Raw genomic sequence first — 23422 nt, forward strand, 5'->3', positions numbered from 1 at the left:
TGTTTTAGAGCTTAAAAATTCATTATTTAGAATTGTTATAAATAAAATCTTATAACAGAAGCAGCTTTCACTTACGTGTTTTAATTAGTAAATTTGCACGATTTTTTTAGTTAATTAACATAGACTACAAATATGTCAAAAGACATTCGTATCAGAAAAGGTTTAGACATTAAGCTGGTTGGCGAAGCAGAAAAAATTACTGCAGAAGCTACCAAAAGTAATGTTTACGCAATTAAGCCTGACGATTTTCATGGTATCGTACCGAAAGTTATTGCCAAACAGGGTACAGAAGTTAAAGCCGGCGAACCACTATTCCACTCTAAAACTAATGAAAAAATGCTTTTTCCTTCACCAGTAAGTGGTGAAGTTGTGGAAATTATTCGCGGTGCTAAACGAAAAATACTATCATTTAAAATTTTAGCAGATAAAGAACAGCAATTTGCAGACTTTGGAACAAAGGATGTAAAAGCAATGAGTGGAGAAGATATAAAGTCTCACTTGTTATCTTCTGGTTGTTGGCCTTTTATTAAACAACGTCCGTATGATGTTATCGCTAATCCTGATGTTGCCCCAAAAGCAATTTTTATATCTGCTTACGCCACTGCACCTTTAGCCGCTGATTTAGAGTATGTGCTAAATGGTAAAGAAAACGAACTTCAAGCTGCTGTTACCGCATTAAGCAAATTAACAGAAGGAGATGTTCACGTATCCGCAGGTAAAAAAGGAAATTCTCCTTTTTCTGGATTGGACAATATAACTTTACATAATGTAAGTGGGCCTCATCCCGCAGGAAATGTAGGAGTACAAATTGCTAAACTCGATCCTATTAATAAAGGAGAAGTTGTTTGGATCGTAAACCCACAAGATCTGGTTATTATAGGAGAGTTGTTATTAACAGGTAAGTTTAACTCTGAACGAATCATAGCGTTAGCTGGTTCTTCTGTTAAAAGTCCAAAATATTTTAAAACTAGAATAGGTGCTGAGGTTTCTTCGGTTATATATGATTCTGGTGTAAAAGATAATAATATAAGAGTAATAAGCGGAAATGTGCTAACTGGAGATAATGTAAAACCTGATGGGAATTTAGGATTTTATCACGATATGATTACCGTAATTCCTGAAGGGGACGATTATGAATTATTTGGTTGGAATAAGCCAATCTTCAATAAGATATCGCCATCTAGGGCATTAACTTTTTCTTGGTTGTTTCCAAATAAAAAATATGATTTGAATACCAATACAAATGGTGAACATAGAGCATTTGTAGTTACAGGTAATTATGAAACTGTTTTTCCTTTAGATATTTATCCATTACAGATCTTAAAAGCTTGTGCGGTTAATGATCTTGATGCTATGGAACAATTAGGGATGTATGAAGTAGCTCCTGAAGATTTTGCGCTGACTGAGTTTATATGTGTTTCTAAACAACCACATCAGCAGATCATTAGAGAAGGACTAGATTTAATGTTAAAAGAAATAGGATAAAGTCATGGGTTTAAAAAGTAAATTACATAACTTAAAACTTAAGTATAAGGACAAAAAGATGGCGCCAGCATTTAATGCACTCCATACTTTTTTATATCTGCCAAATGAGATTACACATTCAGGATCTCATGTTCGTGCAGCAGATGATTTGAAGCGTACCATGAACACTGTGATTATGTCATTAGTACCATGTTTAATTTTTGGTATGTTCAATGCAGGTTATCAGCATCATTTAGCTTTAGGGGAAATAGAAGCTGCGGCTAATGGTTTTTTTAGTGCTGCATTTTGGTCGTTAGATAATTTGGTTATCGGATTATGGAAAGTTTTACCGCTAGTTGTTGTCTCTTATGGAGTTGGATTAGCTGTAGAATTTTTGTTTGCAGTAATTAAAGGACACGAAGTAGAAGAAGGATATTTGGTTACCGGAATGTTAGTTCCGTTAATTGTTCCTGTAGACACTCCTTTATGGATGTTATCAGTAGCAGTTATTTTCGGAGTGGTAATTGGTAAAGAAGTTTTTGGAGGAACAGGAATGAATATTCTGAATCCTGCACTAACGATTAGAGCATTTTTATTTTTTGCGTATCCAACTTGGATGTCTGGAGATAAAGTATGGGTTCATGGAGCAGTAGAAAGAGCCAATGAGATTGCTGGAGGCGCACAATTAGATGCTATATCTGGAGAGACTATCTTAGGAGGATTAGCACAGGGTAAAAATATATTAGCCGAAACTGCTTCACATGGGAAAGAAGTTACATATTCGGTAGCTGAGGCTTTTTACGGATTCATACCTGGTTCTGTTGGAGAAACATCAGCCTTATTAATATTATTAGGAGCTGTTTTCTTGATTTTTACGAAAATCGGAAGCTGGAGAATTATGGTAAGTGCGGTATTAGGAACATTAGTAATGGGATTGATATTTAATGGAGTTACTAATGCAGGATGGATAACAGAATCCAGTAAGTTTTATGGATTAATGAGTTTAGAATTCTGGAAACATTTAATTGTGGGAGGAATAGCATTTGGTATTGTATTTATGGCTACCGATCCGGTAACAGCATCTCAAACTAATAAAGGAAAGTGGATCTATGGATTCTTGATAGGATTTATCTCTATATTAATTAGAGTATTTAATCCGGCATATCCTGAAGGTGTATTCTTAGCAATTTTGTTGATGAATGTATTCGCTCCTACGATCGATCACTATGTGGTTCAAGGAAATGTTAAGAAAAGAATGAAACGTCTAAAATTAAAAACTGCTTAGTTATGGCGATTAATACAGATAAAAATTCATATACAATCATCTTTGCCGTCGTAATGGTGTTGGTGGTTGGAACAGTGTTAGCAGGTATATCTTCGGTGTTAAAACCAAACATTACTGCCAATAAAATAACAGAAAAGCAACAGAATATTTTATTCGCAATGGGTATTGCGGATACAGAAGATCCTAACGAATTTGTGCCTGCAGAAAAAGCACAGGAATTGTTTGATCAATATGTTGGTGATGAACAGTATATTATCACAGGAAATTCTGCTCAAAAAACAACTGATGCTTTTAATATAGAAGTTAAGAAAGAAAATGATAAGCTAAAGCAGGATCCGAACTATGAGCGTAAAATGCCTTTGTTTATTGGTAAGAAAGATGGAGAAGAATTTTATGTAGTACCTATGAGAGGAAATGGTCTTTGGGATGCAATCTGGGGATATGTTTCTTTAGATAAGGAATTCAAAACTGTGAAAGGTGCATTTTTTGATCATAAAGGAGAAACTCCTGGATTAGGGGCTAATATTAAAGAAGCTTATTTTAGAGATGATTTTATAGGAGAGCATATATTAGATGCTTCTGGAAACTATAAAGGTATTACCGTGAAGAAAGGTAATGGAGATCCTAAGAATGTCAGAAAAGATGATAATGCAGTAGATGCTATGGCTGGTGCAACAATTACTGGAGATGGAGTAACTGCAATGGTGAAGAAAGGAATTAGAATGTATCAACCTTATTTCGAAACTTTAAAAAAATAACAAATGGCTGAAGTAACAGAAGAAAAAGTTGTAGCTAAAGTAAAAGAGCCTAAAGAGCCTTTGTTTTCGAAGAAAAACAAGAAATTATTAACAGATCCATTAGCGGATAATAACCCAATTACAATACAAGTATTAGGTATTTGTTCTGCATTGGCAATTACGGCACAGTTAAAGCCATCAATTGTAATGGCAATCTCAGTAATTTTTGTTCTAGGTATTGGTAATGTAGTCATCTCGTTAATGAGAAATATCATACCATCCAAAATTAGAATTATTGTTCAGTTAGTGGTAGTAGCTGCTTTGGTAATTGTTGTGGATCAGGTATTAAAAGCATTTGCGTATACATTAAGTAAAGAGCTTTCAGTATTTATTGGTTTGATTATTACCAACTGTATTATTATGGGGCGTTTTGAGGCCTTTGCTTTGGGTAACGGACCTTGGAAATCTTTTCTAGACGGTATTGGTAATGCTGCTGGATATGGAGTGCTGCTAATTATTGTAGCGTTTTTTAGAGAATTACTAGGATCTGGTACTTTATTCGGAGCAAAAGTATTAGGAGATCCAATTGAAAAAACTGGATTATATGCATATGGATATGAGAATAATGGTTTTATGGTATTAGCGCCAATGGCATTGATTACTGTAGGAATTATTATCTGGATTCAGAGAAGTAGAAATAAAGCATTAATTGAAGATCATTAAAATAAAGAAACATGGACTATTTAGAATTATTTTTAAAATCGATCTTTATAGATAATATGGTATTCGCATTCTTTTTAGGAATGTGCTCATACCTTGCGGTTTCTAAAAAAGTATCTACTGCAGTAGGTCTTGGAGCAGCAGTTATATTCGTTTTGGCAATTACGGTACCTTTAAACTTTTTATTGGATAAGTATATCCTTAGAGAAGGTGCTTTAGTTTGGTTAGGACCAGAATATTCAGACTATGATTTAAGTTTCTTAACCTTTATTCTGTTTATTGCTACCATTGCAACGATGGTACAGTTAGTAGAAATTATAGTCGAGAAATTTTCGCCATCATTATATAACTCTTTAGGTATTTTCTTACCGCTTATAGCAGTAAACTGTGCAATCCTTGGTGGATCACTGTTTATGCAACAAAAGGAATTTGCTACTATTACTCACGCTGGTGTATATGGTATAGGGTCAGGAATCGGATGGTTCTTAGCTATTCTTGCTATTGCGGCGATTAGAGAAAAGATCAGATACTCTAACGTGCCTGCTCCATTAAGAGGATTAGGAATAACATTTATCCTCACAGGACTTATGGCGATAGGCTTTATGAGTTTTGGAGGAATGCTAACTGGAGGAGAAGAAGAAGAGACCAAGAAACAGGAAACTGTTCAGGTAAAAGAAAAAACTGCTAAAGAAGTAGCAGAAAACACTAACGTTTCAATACTTAAATAATATGATATTTTTAGCGTCAACAGTTGGAACAATCGCTATCACCATTATTTCATTTTTGGTGCTTACATTGGTTTTAGTAGGAATTTTATTATTTGCAAAAGACAAATTATTACCATCAGGACCGGTTAAGATTACTATTAATGGTGAAAAAGAGATAGAAGTAGCTTCAGGAGGTACTTTATTATCTACATTAGGTAGTGAAAAAATATTTTTACCATCGGCTTGTGGTGGTGGTGGAACTTGTATTCAGTGTGAATGTCACGTATTAGAAGGTGGAGGAGAAGCATTGCCAACAGAAACACCACACTTTTCTCGTAAGGACTTACAACACGGAGCTCGTTTGGCTTGCCAAGTGAAAGTAAAACAAGATATGAATATTGAGATTCCAGAAGAAGTATTCGGAATCAAGAAATGGGAAGCTACCGTTGTTCGTAATTACAATGTAGCATCTTTTATCAAGGAGTTTGTAGTAGAAATCCCTGAAGATATGGGGTACAAAGCTGGAGGATATATTCAGATTGAGATCCCACAATGTGAGATCAAATATGCTGATATTGATATTACAGCACATCCAGAAGAGCATGAGACTCCAGATAAATTCCAGGCAGAATGGGATAAGTTTGGCTTATGGCCATTAGTGATGAAAAATAATGAAACCGTAGAGCGTGCATATTCTATGGCTTCTTATCCTGCAGAAGGTAGAGAGATTATGCTTAATGTGCGTATTGCTACACCACCTTGGGATAGAAGTAAGAATGGATGGATGGATGTTAATCCTGGGGTTGCATCTTCTTATATTTTTGCGCAGAAGCCTGGTGATAAAGTAACTATTTCTGGACCTTATGGAGAGTTCTTTATCAATGAATCAGAAGCAGAGATGTTATATGTTGGTGGTGGAGCCGGAATGGCGCCAATGCGTTCTCATTTGTATCACCTATTCAGAACATTACAAACTGGACGTAAAGTTACCTATTGGTATGGAGGACGTTCTAAAAGAGAATTATTTTACTTAGAGCATTTCTATGATTTAGAGAAGAACTTCCCTAATTTCAAATTCTATCTGGCACTTTCTGAGCCATTAGAAGAAGATAACTGGAAAGTTAAAAGTGATATAGATGCAGAAGGTGATGGATTCGTTGGATTTATTCATAACTGTGTAATTGATAATTATCTGAATCATCACGAATCCCCAGAAGATATAGAATTGTATTTCTGTGGACCACCATTGATGAACAAAGCAGTTCAGAAAATGGGAGAAGATTTTGGTATTCCTGATGAGCATATCAGATTCGATGACTTCGGAGGGTAAATATATCCGATCTTTCTAAATAATTATAAAAAAGAGGCTGTCTAAAAAGTATTTAGGCAGCCTCTTTTATGGTGTCATTATCTATATCAGTTAGAATTTGAATTGGAGCCCTATACTTAAATCTTGAATTCCAGATCGATAATCAGTCCTTTTATTTTCAATTTGGAAAAAATCTTCTGATGTTTGACTTTTGAATATGGTTCTGGAGAATTTCCATAAATCAGCTTTTGCAAATACTGAAAATTTCTTGGTAATAAAGAAGTTGATCCCTGTAGATATGGTAGCACTTAATTGATGGACTTCTGATTCAGTATTACGGTTGAGAAAAGTGGATGTTCTTTTCTCTGTAGTTTTATCAAGAGCCAGTTCGGCGAATACATTAAACCTTTTTTTTGGCATAAAATAATATCTACCGTTTATTCCTATTCCAAAACTATTGATTGAAGAAAAGTTGCTAGATTCACTTACTAGAAATTCTGATTGTAATCCTAAAGAAATATTAGAGGTCAAGAAGTAACCTGCTGATGGTCGAATATAGAACGCATCAATAGAGTCAAAACCTCCATAGTTTAAAGCTGTTGAGATAAATATATCTCCTTTATTAAAACCATAACTCTTTTTTTCTTCTTGAGAATATGCCATAGAAGATATAAACAAGGCAATGAGTGCATACTTAATTGTTTTCATATTACTTTTTGTTTTGTATTATTTACCTTAAGACGAATAAAGAAATGGATACACGTAATAATTGTATTTAATTTAATGTTATACTCCTTTAGTAATACTCTTGGGCGTATTGTTTAATGAATTGTTGATACAAAATAGAATGAAGAAATACCTAATGATAATAGGCGGAATAATAGTTTTAATTGTAATTTTTAAAGTAACTTCTAAAGGAAAACAGTTAACAAATCATGTAAAAGGAGCTATGAAAAATATCGTTTCGGCTCCTGATTATATTAATGAGTCAGGAGATGCTATTAGTACCAGAGTTACACTCCCTGAAGGATATAGGAGAACAGTATATCCAGAAGGTTCTTTTCAGGAATATCTTCGTCATTATCAATTGAAAAAGCATGGATCACCGATTATTAATTATGATAATACCAGATACTTCGCACAGCATTGGCATGATGCCATTTTAGAAATTCCTGTTCCTGCTAATGGATTGCAACAATGTGCGGATGCTTTAATGAGAATGAGAGCAGAATATTTATGGGATCAAAATAGAAAAGATAAAATAGGTTTTAATTTTACCTCAGGACATTATTGTTCCTGGAAAAAGTATGCAGAAGGATATCGTCCTAAAATAAAAGGTAACAAAGTGACTTTTCATAAAACAGCTTCACCGAATGCTTCTAAAAGCAATTTCTATAAATATCTGAACTTGATTTATACCTATGCAGGTACTTTATCATTGCATACAGAACTTCCTAAAGTAAAAGTAAAAGATTTGACCATTGGTGATATGTTAGTCAAACCTGGATCTCCAGGGCATATCGAAATCATAGTAGATGAGATTGTAAATGACCAAGGAGATAAAATGTTCTTGCTTGCACAGGGAAATACACCTGCACAGAATGTTTGTTTGCTTAAAAATTTTGAAGATACCAGTATCTCTCCTTGGTATCGTTTTAAAGAAAATACTTCAGTGTATACGCCTAGTTATTATTTTGAGGAAGCATTATTTATTAGGTTTAAGTAATATTAGAATAAAGAAACGTTTACTCAATCAAAGAGTATGTTTACTCATTTTCGGTTTTGTCAATGGTTAATAATGTAGAGTTTTACTTCAAATTGAAAAATACACTAACCATGAAGAAATCAATATTATTTATATTCTTTGTTTCATTTACAAGTTTATACTGTCAAGAAGTTCCTGTTGTTCAGTTAAATGATTCTACTCAATTGAGACTTTCAGTGTTGAAAGTAGATGTGAAAATTGTAGGGAACTTTGCTATCACTACGTATGATATGAAATTCTATAATGGTCTTGATCGTACATTAGAAGGAGAATTATTGTTTCCTTTGGGTCAAGGACAAGCTGTTTCAGGGTTTGCAATGGATGTTAATAGAGAAATGAGAGAAGCAGTTATTGTAGAAAAAGAACTGGCACGAGTGGCTTATGAGAGTACAGTTAGGCAAAATATAGATCCTGGTCTTTTAGAAAAAGCTCAAGGAAATAATTACAAGGCTAGAATCTATCCAATTTTACCAAGAGGATATAAAAATATCATAATTACTTATGAGCAAGAATTATTTGACAATAATAATTCAATGGTTTATGAATTACCTCTTGGTTTTACTGAAAACCTTGATGAGTTTTTACTTAATATAGAAGTGTATGGAAATAAAATGCCCTCGGTAAGGAGTGATGATTTGGTTTTTCTTCAAAGAGATAATAAATATCAGACATTAGTAAGTGAAAAAAATTATGCAGCCTCTTCTTCAATTATTGTTGATATACCAAAAAACTTAGATTCTAGTCAGGTAATTACCTATGATAATTTCTTCTATATAAATAAACAGTTAACACCTAATTCAAGACTAAAAAGAAAACCAAAAAGTATTACAATTTTATGGGACTCGTCTTTTTCTAATAATCATAGAAAAGTTAAAAAAGAATTAGAGTTATTAGACTCATATTTCGCCTATTTAAAAAATGTCAAAGTTCAATTTATATCTTTCAGTAATGAAATAAATAGTAACGAAGAATATAAAGTTGTTAATGGTGATTGGTCAATTTTAAAAGAACAAATTGAAAAGATAGCCTATGACGGAGGTACCTCTTTATGTTTCTTAGATGATATGAAAATAAAATCTGACGAGATTTTGCTCTTTACAGATGGGTTAATCAATCTGGGTAGTTTTACTAAGAAAATTAACAAAAGTATATATACCATTAATTCTTCTGTTTCGGGAAATCATGAATATATGAATAGTATCGCCACAACTTCTGGAGGGAATTATATAAATCTTACTCGATTCTTAGCAAAAAATGCACTAGAAATATTAAAACAAGAAACGTATCAGTTTTTGGGAATAGCTAAAAACAATGACGTAGAAGAAGTATATCCGGATCAAAACACCAATGTTTTATCCGATTTTTCTTTATCAGGAAAGTTTAAGGAAAATACTGCTATCAAATTACTTTTTGGATACAGGAATAAGGTGACAGAAGAAATTGAAATCCTTATTACTACAGAAGCAGAAGATAAAACGATAAAAAGACTATGGGCGAAGCAAAAACTTATTTCTTTAAATAAAGATAAAAAGACAAATAAAAAAAAGATTATCTCCCTAGCAAAACAATATAAATTAATTACAGAATACACTTCTATGTTAATTTTAGATAGAATAGAAGATTATGTTAAATACCGTATAGAACCACCAAAAGAATTAAAAACAGCTTATAAAGAGCGAATTGCTAATATTGAGGAAGAAGAACTTTTTAGAAGAGAAGAAATAGAAGAGAGACGAGCAGATTTGTTTAAAGGTTATAAAGATTTACTAACCTGGTACACTGCAAAGTTTCCTGAAAAAGTAATAAAACAAAGAAATCAAGTTAATTCCAGTAGCGAAAACAATAGTTCCTCTTCTCAAAATACGAATACAAATTTGTCTTCAGAACAGCATTCTGAAATTGTTAGATCATCTGTTGAAACCAGAGTAAATCCAATAGATACAACAAAAAGAATTGTATCTGGAGTAATTACAGATGATAAAGGTCTACCACTACCCGGTGTAAATATTATCGTAAAAGGAACTACAAATGGTACTCAAACGGATTTTGATGGTAATTTTCGTATTAATGCAGAAATTCAACAAGAGCTAGAGATCTCATATATAGGTTTTGCATCTAAAAACATTACTGTTGGAAATGCAAATACTATACAAATTAAGTTAGTAGAAGATGCAGCACTTTTGGAAGAAGTTGTAGTTACGGGATATAGTACTCAAAAGCGAAAATCAATGACAGCATCAGTTACAACGGTAATAACTGAATCATTTTCTGAAGCTATTGCTGGAGTTTCTGTAGAGAAAGGTCAAGTGGGAGCGAATTCTTCGGTTGAGGTAAGAAGTGCAGCTTCTCTTGCTAATAATTCTCAGCCATTGTACATAGTGGATGGTGTTCCAGTGCAGGGAAATCCAACAAATAAATTATTACCTGATGAAATTGAATCCATGCAAATCTTAAAAGAAGCGAGCGGAGCTGCATTGTATGGTGCTAGAGGACATAACGGTATAATAGTTATTACAACTAAAGAAGGTAAAGAGAAGAATTCAGAAAAAATAGAAGAATTGAATCAAAAAATTTCGAATAAAATAGAATTAAAATCCTGGAATCCTGATACTGCTTATTTAAAAACTCTAGCAAAAGAAAAGACAATTAAATCTGCGTACTCAAAATATTTAGAAATTAGAAACCAATATGCTAATACTCCTTCTTTTTATCTTGATGTTGCAGATTTTTTTGATAAAAAAAATAAGCCTTCGATCGCAATCAAAATATTAACAAATCTAATGGAAGTAGATTTGGATAATCACGAGTTAATGAAAGCGTTGGCATATAAGCTAGAATATTTTGGTAAATACCAAATGGCTGTTTTGGTGTATGAAAAAGTATTGGAATTAAGGGCCGAAGAACCACAATCTTATAGAGATTTAGCTTTGGCCTATGAAAGCGTAGGCAAAGTTCAAAAAAGTTTTGATTTACTATATAAAATATACAATGGAGATTTGTTAGAGAAAGATGAGGATGAGCGATTTTTAGGAATTGAACAATTAGCATATGTAGAACTTAATAGATTGATCTATAAGTATAAAAAGAAGCTAAGATTACCCAAATCTGTAAAAAATAAATTTAAAGAAATTCCGGTGGATGTTCGAGTAGTAATCGATTGGAATCATAATGATACAGATATAGACTTATGGGTAATAGATCCAAATGGTGAAAAAGGATATTACAGTAATTCAGAAACAGAAATAGGAGGTAGGTTATCTGATGATATAACGGAAGGCTATGGTCCTGAAGAGTTTATGCTTAAAGATGCTATTAAAGGTAACTATAAAGTAATGATTGATTATTTTGCTGATAATATTCAGAAAATATCCGGCCCAACTATTCTTAAAGTTACATTGTTTACTAATTATAGTAGGAAGAATGAGTCAAGAAAGATAGGCATTGTTAGATTAGATAAACAGGAAGAAGAAATAGAAGTTGGAAGCTTAAAGTTTTAAAAGAAATTGTTTAATAGTAGTATCTTTGTCTCGCTATGACAAGGATACTAACTAAACAAGAATTACATAACCTGGCAATGAACATTGTTGGTGAAGAATTAGAGAAAAAAGGGTTTGAGTTTATTGCTATTAATAGCAAACTTGGTAAAAATCCACAGTTTGTCTGTATTGATACATCAAATCAACGTTATTTTGTGATTGTAAAAGCGATTGCGTATCCGGATAATCCACATAATTACGATATGGTTTGGATGGAAGCGTTTAAAAAACATGCCTTAGAACATGAAGCTAAAGTATTTTATGCAGGTGTGGGATTACAGAATTCTACGAATCCAAATAAGCCCGTTTTTTTAAATGAAGAATATGTTTTGGAATATGCAGGATTACAAATGATCGAAACGCATCTTAATTAAGCAATATGGTTCATAAGTTTCTTGTTTGTTCTCTAATGATATGTTTGTTTTCTTGTAACAAAACACACAAACAGTATCTAAATTATACAAATGGTAATGCGTTTGGAACTACTTTTTCTGTTCAGTTTATAGATGAAAAAGAGATTGATCTCACTGAATCATATGATAGTATTATAGCGGTTATAAATACTTCAATGTCAACATATCAAAATGATTCTGATATATCTAAAATTAATAGAGGGGATACTATCGTTTTGGTGGATACGCATTTTAGAAATGTGTTCAATACTTCAAAAAGAATCTACAAAGAAACAGAAGGAGTTTTTGATCCTACAGTTGGCGTTTTAGTGAATGCATGGGATTTTGGCCCAGAAGGTAAAATCATAGCGTTAGACAGTCTTAAAATTGATAGTTTATTACTTTCTGTTGGTTTAGATAAAGTGGAGTTAAGAAATAATAAAATCGTAAAAAAATATAAGAATACATTTATTGATTTTAATGCTTTGGCAAAAGGATATGCCGTAGATGTATTTGCTGAGTTTTTGGAGACTAAAAATTTTGAAAATTACTTGGTAGAAATAGGAGGAGAGATCAGAGGAAAAGGAAGCAATCTTATAAAGCAAAAACCTTGGAAGATTGGCGTGGAAGATCCTAATTTTGATCAAACACAATCCTATAGTAAAGTACTTTCTTTACAAAATGAAGCAATGGCTACCTCCGGGAGTTATCGTAAATTTAAGTTGGATGAGCAAGGAAATAGATACGCGCACATTATCGATACTAAAACAGGGTATCCTCATAAATCCAACCTCTTGAGTGTTTCGATTTTAGCTAAAACGTGTATGGAAGCAGATGCATACGCTACTGCTTTGATGTCTATGGGACTAGAAAAATCCAAACATTTTCTAAATAATCATCCGGAATTGAAAGTTTATTTTATTTATGAAGATGAGAAAAAGGAATTAAAAACACTTTCTCTAAATGGCTTTCCTGAAAGCTAATTACTCTTTGTAAAATCCCTTTGGCTCTTCCAAACATTATGTTCCCTCATTTACACTATTAAATCTTCGGGTTAATAGCTAGTTTTATTTTAGCAATATAAATATCAGATACATCATTACTGAATTTGTTTTTTGAGATTATTCTTAATCACGTTGTGTTATCAATGTAACAATGGAACAAAAATTGATGCTGACATAATAGGCTAAAACAACTAACTAAAACTTAATTCATCAATATGGGCTACAATGATGAGATCAAAATTTTTAATGGTATATTGAAAGGAAATGAAAAGGTGTTAAAAGATTTTTATACCAGGAATTTTACTGTAATTAATAGTTTTATAATTAAGAATTCTGGTACTGAAAGAGATTCTGAAGATATATTTCAGGATGCGCTTATTATATTATATCAAAAACTAAAATCCGATTCTCTGGTTATAAATTGTTCAATACATACATATTTTTATGGGGTTTGTAAAAATATATGGAGAACCAGATTAAGAAAAAAGAGTAGGATATCGTGTGGTAATAATGTTGATGATTTAAAGTTGGAGGATAGTACGAATATTATAAATGAGATAGAACAAAGCGAAAGAGAGAAATTGTTTAGAAAGCACTTTGTAAACCTTAATTGTAAATGTAAACAAATATTAAGCTTGTTTTTAGAAGGGAAAAGTATGAGGGAAATAGGTTTGATAACTGGTCATTCTGAGGGATATGTTAGGAAAAAGAAGTTTGAGAGTAAAAAGCAATTACTAAAAATGATCGAAAACGATTCATTGTTCTCAGAATTGATGTTTATATCAAAGCCTGAGGTTATAAGTAAAGAAGTTTCTTGACAATTAATAGATTATAAGAAGTTGTATTTATGGCTTATAACATACCGGAAGTATTTCTCCAGCAGCAAGGCAATATTTAATCACTTCTTCTTTAGAAAGGTCATTAGTATAATCAACTTCGTTTACTTGAAAACCTATCGATCGTAGTTTATCGAAATAATCTTTACCATAAACTCTTACATGATCATATTGTCCAAAAATTTTAGCACGTTCTTTAGGGTCTGTGATACTATTATCTTCAAAAGTAGTTGCTCGACTGAGTTCTTGTGGAATCTGTAAAATTGCCATTCCACCAGGTTTCAGAACTCTTAATAGCTCCTGCATTGCTTTAGTGTCGTCAGGGATGTGTTCTAAAACGTGATTACAAAATATAATATCATATTCGTTTGTTGCAAATGGGAGATTACATATGTCAGCTTTTACATCTGCCAGTGGAGAGTTAAGATCCGTAGTTGTATAGTCTAAATTTTTTAAATTTTTAAATTTTTTAAAAAAAGCCTGTTCTGGGGCAAAATGAAGAACTTTTGCTTTAGCACTGAAAAAATCTGTTTCATTTTGTAGATATAACCAAAGTAATCGGTGTCTTTCTAAAGAAAGGGTAGAGGGAGAGAGCACATTTTCTCTTTGATTGCCATAGCCATAAGGCAAGAACTTAGAAAAACTTTTTCCGTCGATTGGATCGGTATATTTATTTCCTCTTAAGAAAAATGAAATTAGTGGTCTCGCCACATAACTCAAACGAATTAGTAGTGGTCTAGGTATTGTGTTTAATATAAGTTTAAAGAGTTTTTTCATGGATAAAGGTTACAACAAAGGACACAAAGAAGTCTCAAAGCTTCACGAAGTTTACATAATAAAACGTTTGATTCCATTTTTAAGCAAACTTACATGGAAATTAATAAGAAGACCAAGTTTATACTCTCCTAATTTTAAATATGTAAGAACTTGAGCAGAATGGACATCCGTAAAGTGCTCAACTGTTTTTAACTCTATTACTACTTTATTTTCGACTAAAATATCAATTCGATATCCTTGGTCAAGTTTAATATCTTTATATATAACTGGTAAAGGTTTTTCTTTGTGAAGTTTTAAGCCTTTCTTCTTCAGCTCATAGCATAGACATTCCTGATATGCAGATTCAAGTAAACCTGGTCCCAGGTTTCTATGTACTTCTATTGCACACCCAATAATAATTTTAGATATTTCATCCTCTGTCATTTTTCTTTGTGAGTCTTGGCGAATTCTTTGAGAAACTTCGTGAAATAAAAAAAAGTATTGTAACTACACAGCTAATAATTCTTGTCTAAAAGCATCTTCTTCATCGGATTCGATACCTAATGCTTGATAGATATATTTAAACGTAGAAAGAATCTCTGGTTTACCATCTATAATAGCGACATCATGTTCAAAATGCGCACTAGGCTTTCCATCTGCGGTAAGAATCGTCCACCCATCTCTCAATTGTTTGATACGTTGCGTGCCCATATTTGTCATAGGTTCTATGGCCACTACCATTCCTTCAATAAGTTTTTTACCTCTACCACGTCGTCCATAATTAGGCATTTCCGGATCTTCATGCATTTTACGACCTAATCCATGTCCTACAAGCTCTCTAACTACTCCATATCCAGCTTCTTCTGTAAATTTCTGGATAGCATATCCTACATCACCTACTCGTTTTCCAACTTTTAATTCTGCAATACCTACATAAAGTGATTCTTTAGTAATCTTTAATAATCGATCAACTTCTGGAGACACTTCTCCTACAGGAAAAGTATATGCGTGATCTCCATAGAACTCGTTTTTAATAGCCCCACAATCGATAGAAATAATATCTCCTTCTTTTAATGGAGTATTATTAGGGATACCGTGTACTACCTGCTCATTGGGACTCATACATAAGGTGTTTGGGAAATCATATAATCCTAAAAAACCGGGAACAGCACCATGATCTCTTATGAATTCTTCAGCTAACTTATCTAGTTGTAAAGTAGTTACTCCTGGTTTTACCTCCGTAGCAAGCATACCTAGTGTCTTAGAGACAATTAGTGCACTCTCGCGCATTAATTCTATTTCTTCACGTGTTTTAACGATAATCATAATGTTCCTAATTATGGGAAGGCAAATTTACAAAGAATATTATTAGTGAAACTGTATTTAGAGAATTCGATATTGATGAAATATTTAAAATATTTAGTTGGATTATTATGTTTAAAACAGCAATCATGTCTTTTAAACATCGATGAGAAATATTTTTTCTAATAGTTTTAAAATGCAGTATAACTATATCCTTGAAGGTTTTTATCATTTTTTTTGAAAAAAATAAAAAAATTACGCAGCGTTTTTACTTTTTCAGGTTTAATAGATAGAAAACCCAATATAATATTCATTTAAAAAAAGTAAACCATGAGAAAATTATTGATTTGTACAGTAACTTTAGGATTAATAGCAAGTTGTAGCGTAGAAGATATGGATGATACTATATCAATCCAGAATAGTGATAAAGAAAATTTTGAAATGTTTAATAGCCTGGATGGTGCTATGGATAGTTTTGATTTAATTTCGGAACAAGCCTTTGTAGATGTTCAAAGTTCGTCCAAAAGTTTTCAGGAAAGTTGTGTTTCTGTTGAGCTGTTAGTTTCTAACCGCGAAAATCCTTTGTTAGGTTTTGAGGAATATGATTATTATAGTAAAATGATTTTGAACTATACTGAAGAGCAATGTCAGTTTGATGATTGGACTGGTAAGTTGGAGTATTATGTTGCCGGAGTATTTAATCAGAAGTGGAAAGATTCTACAATATTCAAAAACGTAAGAGGGAATGATGGTTATATGTTTGACGGTTATAGAGTAGCTGAGCAAAATGAAACTTTAAGTACAGAAACGACAAAGGTGTTCGATGTAATCATAGATGGAGTTATTACTGAACCTAACGGAGACTCTTATCATTATACTGCTAATAGAAATTTTGAGTTTGAGAACCGATTTACTGCAGAAGAAGTTATTACACTAAAGGAATCCTCATCATTAGAAGGTATTACTGAGACATTCTTTATGAGATCAGAGTCTGTAGAAGGCGCACCATTAGTTTATAAAGTTGCTTGTTTTAATAGATATAATTTTTTAAAGTACCCTGTTCAAGGATCGTTGGATTTCTCAAGTAGTTTTGGTGTTAATTTCAATATTGATTTTGGAGATGGAGCTTGTGATAAAGAAGTTATATTAACAGGTGATAATGGAGAATCTATTGTTTTTGATTTATAATAGGTAGTTTAGTTAACTATGAAAACCGTCTGTACACCTACTTACAGGCGGTTTTTTTGTGCATTTTTTTGAGTTTAATTATTCCTCTATAAAGATTCAAAATCACTTTTAGATAATAATTTGAAATTAAAAGTATTATGCTTGATAAAATAAGGAATAATAGAAATGTAAAAAGTAAAGCTTATCCTTACTCGTATAAACAGGAATCTGTAGAAATAGTAAGAAGCTTACTCAATCATCTTAATATATAATAATTAATATATAGTAAATGTTCTTGATTTTATAGTAAAGTATATGCGGATTGAATCAATTCGTTATTGTACTTATATTCAAATACTTTCTTCTTCTTTTGAAAGTAAAATTCTTGACATATTTAGGTGTAATTGTTTTGCCAAAACCTTTCCAAGGCTTCAAGAATTTTTAACGCAAAACAAATCTTATACTGGTGAAAAAAGATTTTCAAAACCCCGCTTTGTAACGTCAAAGTCCTACGCTAGATAAAATTTTATCTCAAGCCTCGAATTGACGCTTTTCTTTAACATTTCCTTCAAAAAGCACAACAGATTATACTTAATTCAAGTGTAGGATTACCAGAGTTGATATGGCTAATATTCAGAAACACTTAATGTTGGTGTAAAATTCTCATCGGAATTTCATTTTATCCAAAGTGTTTTTATTATTTATTACAACCTTTTCCTGTAATTACAAATATATCCTCTTCTTTAGTTAATTGTAATTTTAACGCAGTTGTTAGCTTTTTTAATATTTGAGGAATATTGGCGTTTTCAAAAGCCCCAGAATATTTGCAGTTAAGAATATTAGCGTTTTTCAGCCAAATTTTAGCATCGTAATTCTCTCCAAGATCATGAATAATTTCATCAACAAGAGCATCCTGGTAGTATAATTTTTTTGTTTTCCACGCAAATCGATTCGGAGATTTTTCTAGTAAAGAAAAACCGTTTTGATCAACGCTAAAGCTTTCTCCAGGAATTAAAGTTCTAACTTCTTTAGTACTATTGTGGACCACTTTGGCTGTTCCATCAATAAGAGTCATAAGATCTCCTTTAGTATCGGAATGTATCGCAAAAGAATTACCTGTAACTTGTATTTTGGAATATTTTCCGAACATGATAAATGGTTTAGAATCATTATTCTTAATATTAAAAAATACAGTACCAGTTATATCCGCTCTACGATACCCTTGTTTCGTAGCGGTAAAATTTACGTTGCTATTTTTTCTGACTACAATGGTACTGGAATCAGGAAGTTTATTGTATTTAGTGTGCTCGGTAGAAGCGTATTTATCTGAAGCCGTATAGGTGACCGTTATGACTCCTTTTTCAATAATCTCATCTTCTGGTTCTAAGGTTGTAACATCTATTTGTTTAGCGATTGTATCTTTTTTAGATCCTTTTACATCTTCTGAGGTAGCATATTCTGTTATTATTTTATTACTTTCTTCTGGAGTAGAAGATATTGTGTCATTTGTGTTAGTTACTAGGTTGATATTTTCTTTTTGAATTGGAATTTCGGTACTCGTCTCTTCTATGTTTGTTTTTGATCCTTTATGATTCTTAAAATAGTATAAAGTAACAACACCAAGAAGCATTAGAACAATGACACCAACCGTATACCAATAGAACGAACTTTTATCATCTGATTTTTCTTGAACAGCATCAAAAATAAGGTCAAAGCTGTCCCTAGATGATTCCATAACATCATCTTTAAATTTTGTTTGTAAAAATTCTTTTAAAAGGTCCTTGTCCTCTTTCATTTGGTTCTCGTTTAGAGATAGCGATTAGTATTTTTCAATTCCGATAGCTCTCATATTTTCTAAAAGTTTTTTCCTTGCTCTTGTGTAATTTGATCTAGAAGTACTTTCTTTTATTTTTAATATTTTTCCTATTTCTTTATGCGAATAACCTTCAATGGCATACAGGTTTAACACATATCTATATTGCTCAGGCAAATCACTGATTAATGTTCTTAACTTTTCTGCCGAAAGTTGTTTTGAGAATTCATCTTCTTCAATCTCTCCTAATTCTTGAGCTTCATTCTCTTCTATTAATTCTGAATTATCTATTAAAACAGTTTTTTTCATTTTATGCCAATGATCAATTGCACTATTTACAACGATTCTTTCGATCCAACTTCCTAATGTTCCCTTATGCTTATATTTTTTAATATTTTTAAAAACTTTGATAAAGGCATCTTGCACTATATCTTCAGCGTCAGATTGATTTTTGCAATAGCGAAAACTTACCGCAAGCATTCTGGGCATAAAGGCATTATATATTTTTTCCATGGCATCCCGGTTATTCTTTTTACAGGCTTTAACCAGTCTGTCTTGTTCTTCTTTATTCATGAATAAGGGTTAGTGCTTACTCTCATAAATTATAACTGAGAATGTAGGATTCCGCTGCGTATACTATTTATAAAATAGTATAATTAAATGTTAAATATACTAAAATGAAATTTTGATATAAAAAAAGCAGCCACACATTAAGTGTGGCTGCTATATAACTTTAGATACTTAAAACTTATTTAATTAGTGACTTTTGGGTCATTGCTGCAGGTTGATCTACTCCTATAAGCTCTAGAATTGTTGGTGCTATGTCTCCCAGTACTCCATCTTTTATTTGTATCATATCAGTATCGATAAAGATAATAGGAACCGGATTTGTTGTATGAGCTGTGTGCGGAGATCCATCGGGATTAATCATTGTTTCGCAATTACCGTGATCCGCAATTAATATGGTGCTGTATCCATTTTCTAGTCCAGTTGTTACGACATCCTTTACGCATTCATCTACAGCTTCGCATGCTTTGATAGCAGCTTCCATAACACCGGTATGACCTACCATATCACCATTAGCAAAATTAAGGCAGATAAAATCAGCTTCTCCTTTTTGTAATTCAGGAACCAAAGCATCTCTTAATTCATAGGCACTCATTTCTGGCTTTAGGTCATAAGTCGCTACTTTCGGAGAATTTCTAAGGATTCTGGATTCGCCTTCAAAAGGTTCCTCTTGTCCACCAGAAAAGAAGAAGGTAACGTGAGGATATTTTTCGGTTTCTGCAATTCGAATTTGTTTCTTACCAGCTTTAGATAACACTTCTCCTAAAGTTTCCGTAATATTATCTTTATCATAAATCACGTGTATTCCATCAAAATTCTCATCATAATTAGTCATAGTCACATAATACAATGGTAATTTATGAGTATTGTATTCGTGCATATCCGATTGGGATAGCATTTCTGTAAGTTCTCGACCTCGATCCGTTCTGAAATTAAAGAATATTACTACATCATCATCTTTGATTGTAGCGACAGGAGATCCATTTTCTTCTATCACGATTGGTTTTATAAATTCATCAGTGATGTCATTATCATAGTTTTTCTGAATACTCTCGATGGCATTAGTGCTGGATTCTCCGGTTCCGTTAACGATAAGGTCATATGCTAGTTGTACACGTTCCCATCTTTTGTCACGATCCATTGCATAATATCGTCCCACTACAGAGGCTAATTTACCTGTGGATTCAGCCATATGTTTCTGAATGGCCGTAATATGATTTATTCCTGATTTTGGATCTACGTCACGACCATCTGTAAAAGCGTGTAAAAAAACATTTTCTAATCCCTTAGAATTCGCTACGTCTAATAATCCTTTTATATGATTAATATGAGAATGAACTCCTCCATCACTTACTAATCCTAAAAGATGGACATTCTTATTGTTTTCCTTAGCATAACTAAGTGCATCCGTAAGTGTTTGTTCATTTTTTAAGGTATCATTTTTTATAGCTAAGTTAATTTTGGCTAAATCCTGATACACTATTCTTCCTGCTCCCAGATTCATGTGACCTACCTCGCTATTTCCCATTTGTCCATCAGGAAGGCCTACATGAAGACCATCAGTTCTTAAAGCCGCGTTAGGATATTTTGTGTATAAACTATCAATAAATGGAGTTTCGGCATGATCTATTGCAGAAACTTTAGGATCTGGAGATGTTCCCCATCCATCCAGAATCATTAAGATTACTTTTTTGTTCATTTTCTTTATGTAATTTGATGTTTTTCGATCATCTATAATTAGTGATTGTTGAAAAGCATAACAAGAAGCTAAATTACGATATAGAATAGAAGCGCCCAAAAGTCAGTAAGTATACATCTCTAGTTTTTGTTGGTTCGGATTATTTATTTGGATGTTTTTTTGAAGAACTATTAATGTCCCCTAATTGTCAGGGTTTAAAATAAATAATTCTCATGATTAGTCATATTTTAATGATGATAACTTAATTCTTTGGTAACTGAAAATAGAATGGTAAAATTTAATTTTAGATACTCATTTGATTACAAAAATTACTATAGAGTTTTGGTTTGTTAATTTTTGTAAAACGTTATCAGAATATTTTGTTAGAAACAGGTTAAAATTCTGTTATTTATATTTTGAAGTGTAACAAAATGTGGGTTCGTGAAGTCATATAGTATATCAAATAAACATAATTTAATAAATTCACAACATCATGAAAAAAACAATTGTAACCGCATTGATGATTATGTTCATCACATCTGTAAGCTTTGCTTCAGAAGAACCAATGACTACTGATAGTCATAATTACGAACTAAAAACGTATAAATTAAGCGCTTTTTGTATGGCAATCGTAAAAGGAGACCTAGATACTGTAAAAAAGATGATAGAGTTAGGAAGCGATGTAAACAAAAAATCAGAAGGGAAAACACCTTTAATGTATGCTGCGCGATATAATAGGGCAGATATCCTTAAATTATTAATAGCAAAAGGAGCAAAGGTTAAAACCAAAGATAGCAAGGGGTACACTGCAATGAAATTTGCTAAATTATCAAATGCTAAAGATGCGATAGCTATTCTTAAAGAAGTGTCTTAAAAATTTTTTTAAAAATAAATCAATAAAACTTCGCTTAGAATATTCCTAAGCGAAGTTTTTTTATTGTCCGTTGTATTCTTTTATAGCTTCCTGAATTTTTTCGATACGATTATCAGGATCTGGATGGGTACTCTGAAATTCTGGAGTACGATTAGGACCAGCTGCATTTTTCAGAATTTGCATAACACCAATCATTTCCTGTGGATTATAACCAGAATTGATCATGAATAAAACGCCTAATTTGTCACTTTCTAATTCATCATCTCTACCATTACCCAAAAGTACATTTTGGCCTATTCCATTTACAAGTCCTCCTGCATCAGCGCCAACAGAAGCTCCTGTAGAAATAGTTTTCCAAAACTCATGTTCAGCAATTCGTTCTGCAGAATGTCTTCCTAATACATGTCCAATTTCATGTCCCAATACACCAGCTAATTGATCTTCGTTCTGTAATTTAGAATAAAGAGCAAAGGTTATAAAAATTTGACCTCCTGGTAGTGCAAACGCATTTATCGTATTAGGATCCGCCAAAAGATGAAATTCATATTGGTATGGTGATTGTCTTGCCATCGTATTTGCAATAAGCTTGTTTCCTACGTTGTCTACATAATTCTGTAACTTTTGATCTGGATAAAGACCACCATGTTGTCGAGTTATCTCTGGTTCACTCTGTAGTCCGATTGCTATCTCCTGATCAGTGGTCATATTAATGTTTTGGACTCTATTCGTATACTCATTAAGCGTTTTGTTGTTACACTTCTTAAAGAAGGCAAAAGCTACGATAGCAAGTCCTATCAATATTCTTATTTTTAATCCACCACGTCTCATGGAGTTTTATTTTTAGTTAATGTAAATACGTTTTTTTCAGATACATAAAGTTACTAAATATAAAAGTTGCTTACCAATAAATGCAAAATAACATTTTTGGTAAGCAACTACTAGAGGTATTGTGTTCGGGCTATTGAACACATATAGTGCTAATTAGCATAGTTGATGTATGGTTAACGATAAAAAAGTTGAGTATAATAATATCTGCCGTCTTGATCTTTTATTGCAGAAATACCCGTATACGTATAATTACCTTCTATATTTTCTTTATGTCCAGGACTATTAAGCCACCCATTTACAACACTTTGTGCATCCGTATAAAATCGTGCTACATTTTCTGCTGTACCTGTTGCATTTTCTTTATCACTTAAAACGTCCCCTCTTTGATTAAAATTATCATGACTGATCTGGTTTACCGAAATCATATATTTAGTATGATCAATAGCTAATTGCTCTGCAGTTCCGTTTTTGGATAGGGCAGATAATCCTAAACCTTGACGATGTTGATTGACAAGTGTAAATATAGCGTCAGAAATATTAGTTTCATTAGTAAGTTCACTTGTTTCTATATCCGTAATCTCAGTATCATCTTCAGAAGAACATGATGCTATTGTTATGATCATCAGTGTTATATATAAAAATCTTAAAATACTTTTCATAAGATATAGGGCTTTCATATTAT

The 23422-nt window shown here is 32.4% G+C and carries 22 protein-coding genes; 13 read left to right on the forward strand and 9 right to left on the reverse strand.

All coding sequences use genetic code 11. The features are described from left to right. Nucleotides 1-132: 132 nt before the first annotated feature. From Q0829_RS27095 to nqrF, 6 genes are read left to right on the forward strand one after another with little or no spacing between them, the layout of a single operon-like run. Nucleotides 133-1485, forward strand: a complete 1353-nt coding sequence (locus Q0829_RS27095) for a Na(+)-translocating NADH-quinone reductase subunit A (protein ID WP_298549126.1) — start codon at nucleotides 133-135, stop codon at nucleotides 1483-1485. Nucleotides 1486-1489: 4 nt separating this feature from the next. Next, complete coding sequence (locus tag Q0829_RS27100; protein ID WP_298549129.1) at nucleotides 1490-2749, forward strand: NADH:ubiquinone reductase (Na(+)-transporting) subunit B; 1260 nt, start codon at nucleotides 1490-1492, stop codon at nucleotides 2747-2749. Nucleotides 2750-2751: 2 nt separating this feature from the next. Further along, the gene (locus Q0829_RS27105) at nucleotides 2752-3507 is read left to right on the forward strand and encodes a Na(+)-translocating NADH-quinone reductase subunit C (RefSeq protein ID WP_298549131.1); all 756 of its coding nucleotides are present in this window, start codon (nucleotides 2752-2754) and stop codon (nucleotides 3505-3507) included. A gap of 3 nt (nucleotides 3508-3510) precedes the next feature. Then, entirely contained in the window at nucleotides 3511-4209 is a 699-nt protein-coding gene (locus Q0829_RS27110) for an NADH:ubiquinone reductase (Na(+)-transporting) subunit D (protein WP_298549133.1), read from the forward strand. Nucleotides 4210-4220: 11 nt separating this feature from the next. After that, entirely contained in the window at nucleotides 4221-4934 is a 714-nt protein-coding gene (gene nqrE / locus Q0829_RS27115) for an NADH:ubiquinone reductase (Na(+)-transporting) subunit E (RefSeq protein WP_298549134.1), read from the forward strand. A gap of 1 nt (nucleotide 4935) precedes the next feature. Further along, the gene (nqrF, locus tag Q0829_RS27120; RefSeq protein ID WP_298549136.1) at nucleotides 4936-6243 is read left to right on the forward strand and encodes an NADH:ubiquinone reductase (Na(+)-transporting) subunit F; all 1308 of its coding nucleotides are present in this window, start codon (nucleotides 4936-4938) and stop codon (nucleotides 6241-6243) included. Between the two features lie 90 nt (nucleotides 6244-6333). Here the strand turns inward: nqrF and Q0829_RS27125 are convergent, their stop codons facing one another. Next, complete coding sequence (locus tag Q0829_RS27125) at nucleotides 6334-6930, reverse strand: outer membrane beta-barrel protein (RefSeq protein ID WP_298549139.1); 597 nt, start codon at nucleotides 6928-6930, stop codon at nucleotides 6334-6336. A gap of 139 nt (nucleotides 6931-7069) precedes the next feature. Here Q0829_RS27125 and Q0829_RS27130 point away from each other — a divergent pair, with 139 nt between their 5' ends. From Q0829_RS27130 to Q0829_RS27150, 5 genes are all read left to right on the forward strand, one after another. Beyond that, the gene (locus Q0829_RS27130) at nucleotides 7070-7948 is read left to right on the forward strand and encodes a DUF4846 domain-containing protein (protein ID WP_298549141.1); all 879 of its coding nucleotides are present in this window, start codon (nucleotides 7070-7072) and stop codon (nucleotides 7946-7948) included. Between the two features lie 110 nt (nucleotides 7949-8058). Beyond that, nucleotides 8059-11484, forward strand: coding sequence for a VIT domain-containing protein (locus Q0829_RS27135; protein ID WP_298549144.1), 3426 nt, complete (start codon nucleotides 8059-8061; stop codon nucleotides 11482-11484). Nucleotides 11485-11519: 35 nt separating this feature from the next. Further along, nucleotides 11520-11897 carry a Na(+)-translocating NADH-quinone reductase subunit F gene (locus tag Q0829_RS27140; RefSeq protein ID WP_298549147.1) on the forward strand — a complete coding sequence of 126 codons (378 nt, stop codon included), beginning with the start codon at nucleotides 11520-11522 and terminating at the stop codon, nucleotides 11895-11897. A 5-nt stretch (nucleotides 11898-11902) separates the two neighbouring features. After that, on the forward strand, nucleotides 11903-12898 hold the full coding sequence (locus Q0829_RS27145; protein ID WP_298549150.1) for an FAD:protein FMN transferase: 996 nt from the start codon (nucleotides 11903-11905) through the stop codon (nucleotides 12896-12898). A 236-nt stretch (nucleotides 12899-13134) separates the two neighbouring features. After that, on the forward strand, nucleotides 13135-13737 hold the full coding sequence (locus tag Q0829_RS27150; protein WP_298549153.1) for a sigma-70 family RNA polymerase sigma factor: 603 nt from the start codon (nucleotides 13135-13137) through the stop codon (nucleotides 13735-13737). Nucleotides 13738-13764: 27 nt separating this feature from the next. Here the strand turns inward: Q0829_RS27150 and Q0829_RS27155 are convergent, their stop codons facing one another. The 3 genes from Q0829_RS27155 to map all read right to left on the reverse strand — a co-directional run bounded on the left by Q0829_RS27155 (nucleotide 13765) and on the right by map (nucleotide 15837). Next, entirely contained in the window at nucleotides 13765-14532 is a 768-nt protein-coding gene (locus Q0829_RS27155) for a class I SAM-dependent methyltransferase (protein ID WP_298549156.1), read from the reverse strand. Nucleotides 14533-14583: 51 nt separating this feature from the next. After that, nucleotides 14584-14955 carry a GxxExxY protein gene (locus Q0829_RS27160; protein ID WP_298549158.1) on the reverse strand — a complete coding sequence of 124 codons (372 nt, stop codon included), beginning with the start codon at nucleotides 14953-14955 and terminating at the stop codon, nucleotides 14584-14586. A gap of 63 nt (nucleotides 14956-15018) precedes the next feature. After that, nucleotides 15019-15837, reverse strand: coding sequence for a type I methionyl aminopeptidase (gene map / locus Q0829_RS27165; protein ID WP_298549160.1), 819 nt, complete (start codon nucleotides 15835-15837; stop codon nucleotides 15019-15021). Between the two features lie 306 nt (nucleotides 15838-16143). Here map and Q0829_RS27170 point away from each other — a divergent pair, with 306 nt between their 5' ends. After that, nucleotides 16144-17001 (forward strand): hypothetical protein, encoded by an 858-nt coding sequence (locus tag Q0829_RS27170; RefSeq protein WP_298549162.1) that lies wholly within the window; start codon nucleotides 16144-16146, stop codon nucleotides 16999-17001. Between the two features lie 676 nt (nucleotides 17002-17677). On the opposite strand, the gene Q0829_RS27175 is transcribed toward Q0829_RS27170, so the two are convergent. The 3 genes from Q0829_RS27175 to gpmI form a co-directional block, all read right to left on the reverse strand. Further along, on the reverse strand, nucleotides 17678-18775 hold the full coding sequence (locus Q0829_RS27175; RefSeq protein ID WP_298549165.1) for a FecR family protein: 1098 nt from the start codon (nucleotides 18773-18775) through the stop codon (nucleotides 17678-17680). Nucleotides 18776-18799: 24 nt separating this feature from the next. Then, nucleotides 18800-19366, reverse strand: coding sequence for an RNA polymerase sigma factor (locus Q0829_RS27180; RefSeq protein WP_298549166.1), 567 nt, complete (start codon nucleotides 19364-19366; stop codon nucleotides 18800-18802). A gap of 175 nt (nucleotides 19367-19541) precedes the next feature. Beyond that, the gene (gpmI, locus tag Q0829_RS27185; RefSeq protein WP_298549167.1) at nucleotides 19542-21059 is read right to left on the reverse strand and encodes a 2,3-bisphosphoglycerate-independent phosphoglycerate mutase; all 1518 of its coding nucleotides are present in this window, start codon (nucleotides 21057-21059) and stop codon (nucleotides 19542-19544) included. 472 nt (nucleotides 21060-21531) lie between these two features. Here gpmI and Q0829_RS27190 point away from each other — a divergent pair, with 472 nt between their 5' ends. Next, nucleotides 21532-21912, forward strand: a complete 381-nt coding sequence (locus tag Q0829_RS27190) for an ankyrin repeat domain-containing protein (RefSeq protein WP_298549170.1) — start codon at nucleotides 21532-21534, stop codon at nucleotides 21910-21912. A gap of 60 nt (nucleotides 21913-21972) precedes the next feature. Here Q0829_RS27190 and Q0829_RS27195 read toward each other — a convergent pair whose 3' ends face one another. After that, entirely contained in the window at nucleotides 21973-22740 is a 768-nt protein-coding gene (locus Q0829_RS27195; protein WP_298549173.1) for a M48 family metalloprotease, read from the reverse strand. Nucleotides 22741-22913: 173 nt separating this feature from the next. After that, entirely contained in the window at nucleotides 22914-23399 is a 486-nt protein-coding gene (locus tag Q0829_RS27200) for a CAP domain-containing protein (protein ID WP_298549175.1), read from the reverse strand. Nucleotides 23400-23422: the final 23 nt, after the last annotated feature.

The organism is uncultured Aquimarina sp., from assembly GCF_947492405.1.
Lineage (GTDB): Bacteria > Bacteroidota > Bacteroidia > Flavobacteriales > Flavobacteriaceae > Aquimarina.

What these genes read in the sequence shown, in the direction of transcription:
- Q0829_RS27095 (WP_298549126.1), top strand. Translation starts at nt 133, where the DNA reads ATGTCAAAAGACATTCGTATCAGAAAAGGTTTAGACATTAAGCTGGTT.
- Q0829_RS27100 (WP_298549129.1), top strand. Translation starts at nt 1,490, where the DNA reads ATGGGTTTAAAAAGTAAATTACATAACTTAAAACTTAAGTATAAGGAC.
- Q0829_RS27105 (WP_298549131.1), top strand. Translation starts at nt 2,752, where the DNA reads ATGGCGATTAATACAGATAAAAATTCATATACAATCATCTTTGCCGTC.
- Q0829_RS27110 (WP_298549133.1), top strand. Translation starts at nt 3,511, where the DNA reads ATGGCTGAAGTAACAGAAGAAAAAGTTGTAGCTAAAGTAAAAGAGCCT.
- nqrE (WP_298549134.1), top strand. Translation starts at nt 4,221, where the DNA reads ATGGACTATTTAGAATTATTTTTAAAATCGATCTTTATAGATAATATG.
- nqrF (WP_298549136.1), top strand. Translation starts at nt 4,936, where the DNA reads ATGATATTTTTAGCGTCAACAGTTGGAACAATCGCTATCACCATTATT.
- Q0829_RS27125 (WP_298549139.1), bottom strand. Translation starts at nt 6,930, where the DNA reads ATGAAAACAATTAAGTATGCACTCATTGCCTTGTTTATATCTTCTATG.
- Q0829_RS27130 (WP_298549141.1), top strand. Translation starts at nt 7,070, where the DNA reads ATGAAGAAATACCTAATGATAATAGGCGGAATAATAGTTTTAATTGTA.
- Q0829_RS27135 (WP_298549144.1), top strand. Translation starts at nt 8,059, where the DNA reads ATGAAGAAATCAATATTATTTATATTCTTTGTTTCATTTACAAGTTTA.
- Q0829_RS27140 (WP_298549147.1), top strand. Translation starts at nt 11,520, where the DNA reads ATGACAAGGATACTAACTAAACAAGAATTACATAACCTGGCAATGAAC.
- Q0829_RS27145 (WP_298549150.1), top strand. Translation starts at nt 11,903, where the DNA reads ATGGTTCATAAGTTTCTTGTTTGTTCTCTAATGATATGTTTGTTTTCT.
- Q0829_RS27150 (WP_298549153.1), top strand. Translation starts at nt 13,135, where the DNA reads ATGGGCTACAATGATGAGATCAAAATTTTTAATGGTATATTGAAAGGA.
- Q0829_RS27155 (WP_298549156.1), bottom strand. Translation starts at nt 14,532, where the DNA reads ATGAAAAAACTCTTTAAACTTATATTAAACACAATACCTAGACCACTA.
- Q0829_RS27160 (WP_298549158.1), bottom strand. Translation starts at nt 14,955, where the DNA reads ATGACAGAGGATGAAATATCTAAAATTATTATTGGGTGTGCAATAGAA.
- map (WP_298549160.1), bottom strand. Translation starts at nt 15,837, where the DNA reads ATGATTATCGTTAAAACACGTGAAGAAATAGAATTAATGCGCGAGAGT.
- Q0829_RS27170 (WP_298549162.1), top strand. Translation starts at nt 16,144, where the DNA reads ATGAGAAAATTATTGATTTGTACAGTAACTTTAGGATTAATAGCAAGT.
- Q0829_RS27175 (WP_298549165.1), bottom strand. Translation starts at nt 18,775, where the DNA reads ATGAAAGAGGACAAGGACCTTTTAAAAGAATTTTTACAAACAAAATTT.
- Q0829_RS27180 (WP_298549166.1), bottom strand. Translation starts at nt 19,366, where the DNA reads ATGAATAAAGAAGAACAAGACAGACTGGTTAAAGCCTGTAAAAAGAAT.
- gpmI (WP_298549167.1), bottom strand. Translation starts at nt 21,059, where the DNA reads ATGAACAAAAAAGTAATCTTAATGATTCTGGATGGATGGGGAACATCT.
- Q0829_RS27190 (WP_298549170.1), top strand. Translation starts at nt 21,532, where the DNA reads ATGAAAAAAACAATTGTAACCGCATTGATGATTATGTTCATCACATCT.
- Q0829_RS27195 (WP_298549173.1), bottom strand. Translation starts at nt 22,740, where the DNA reads ATGAGACGTGGTGGATTAAAAATAAGAATATTGATAGGACTTGCTATC.
- Q0829_RS27200 (WP_298549175.1), bottom strand. Translation starts at nt 23,399, where the DNA reads ATGAAAAGTATTTTAAGATTTTTATATATAACACTGATGATCATAACA.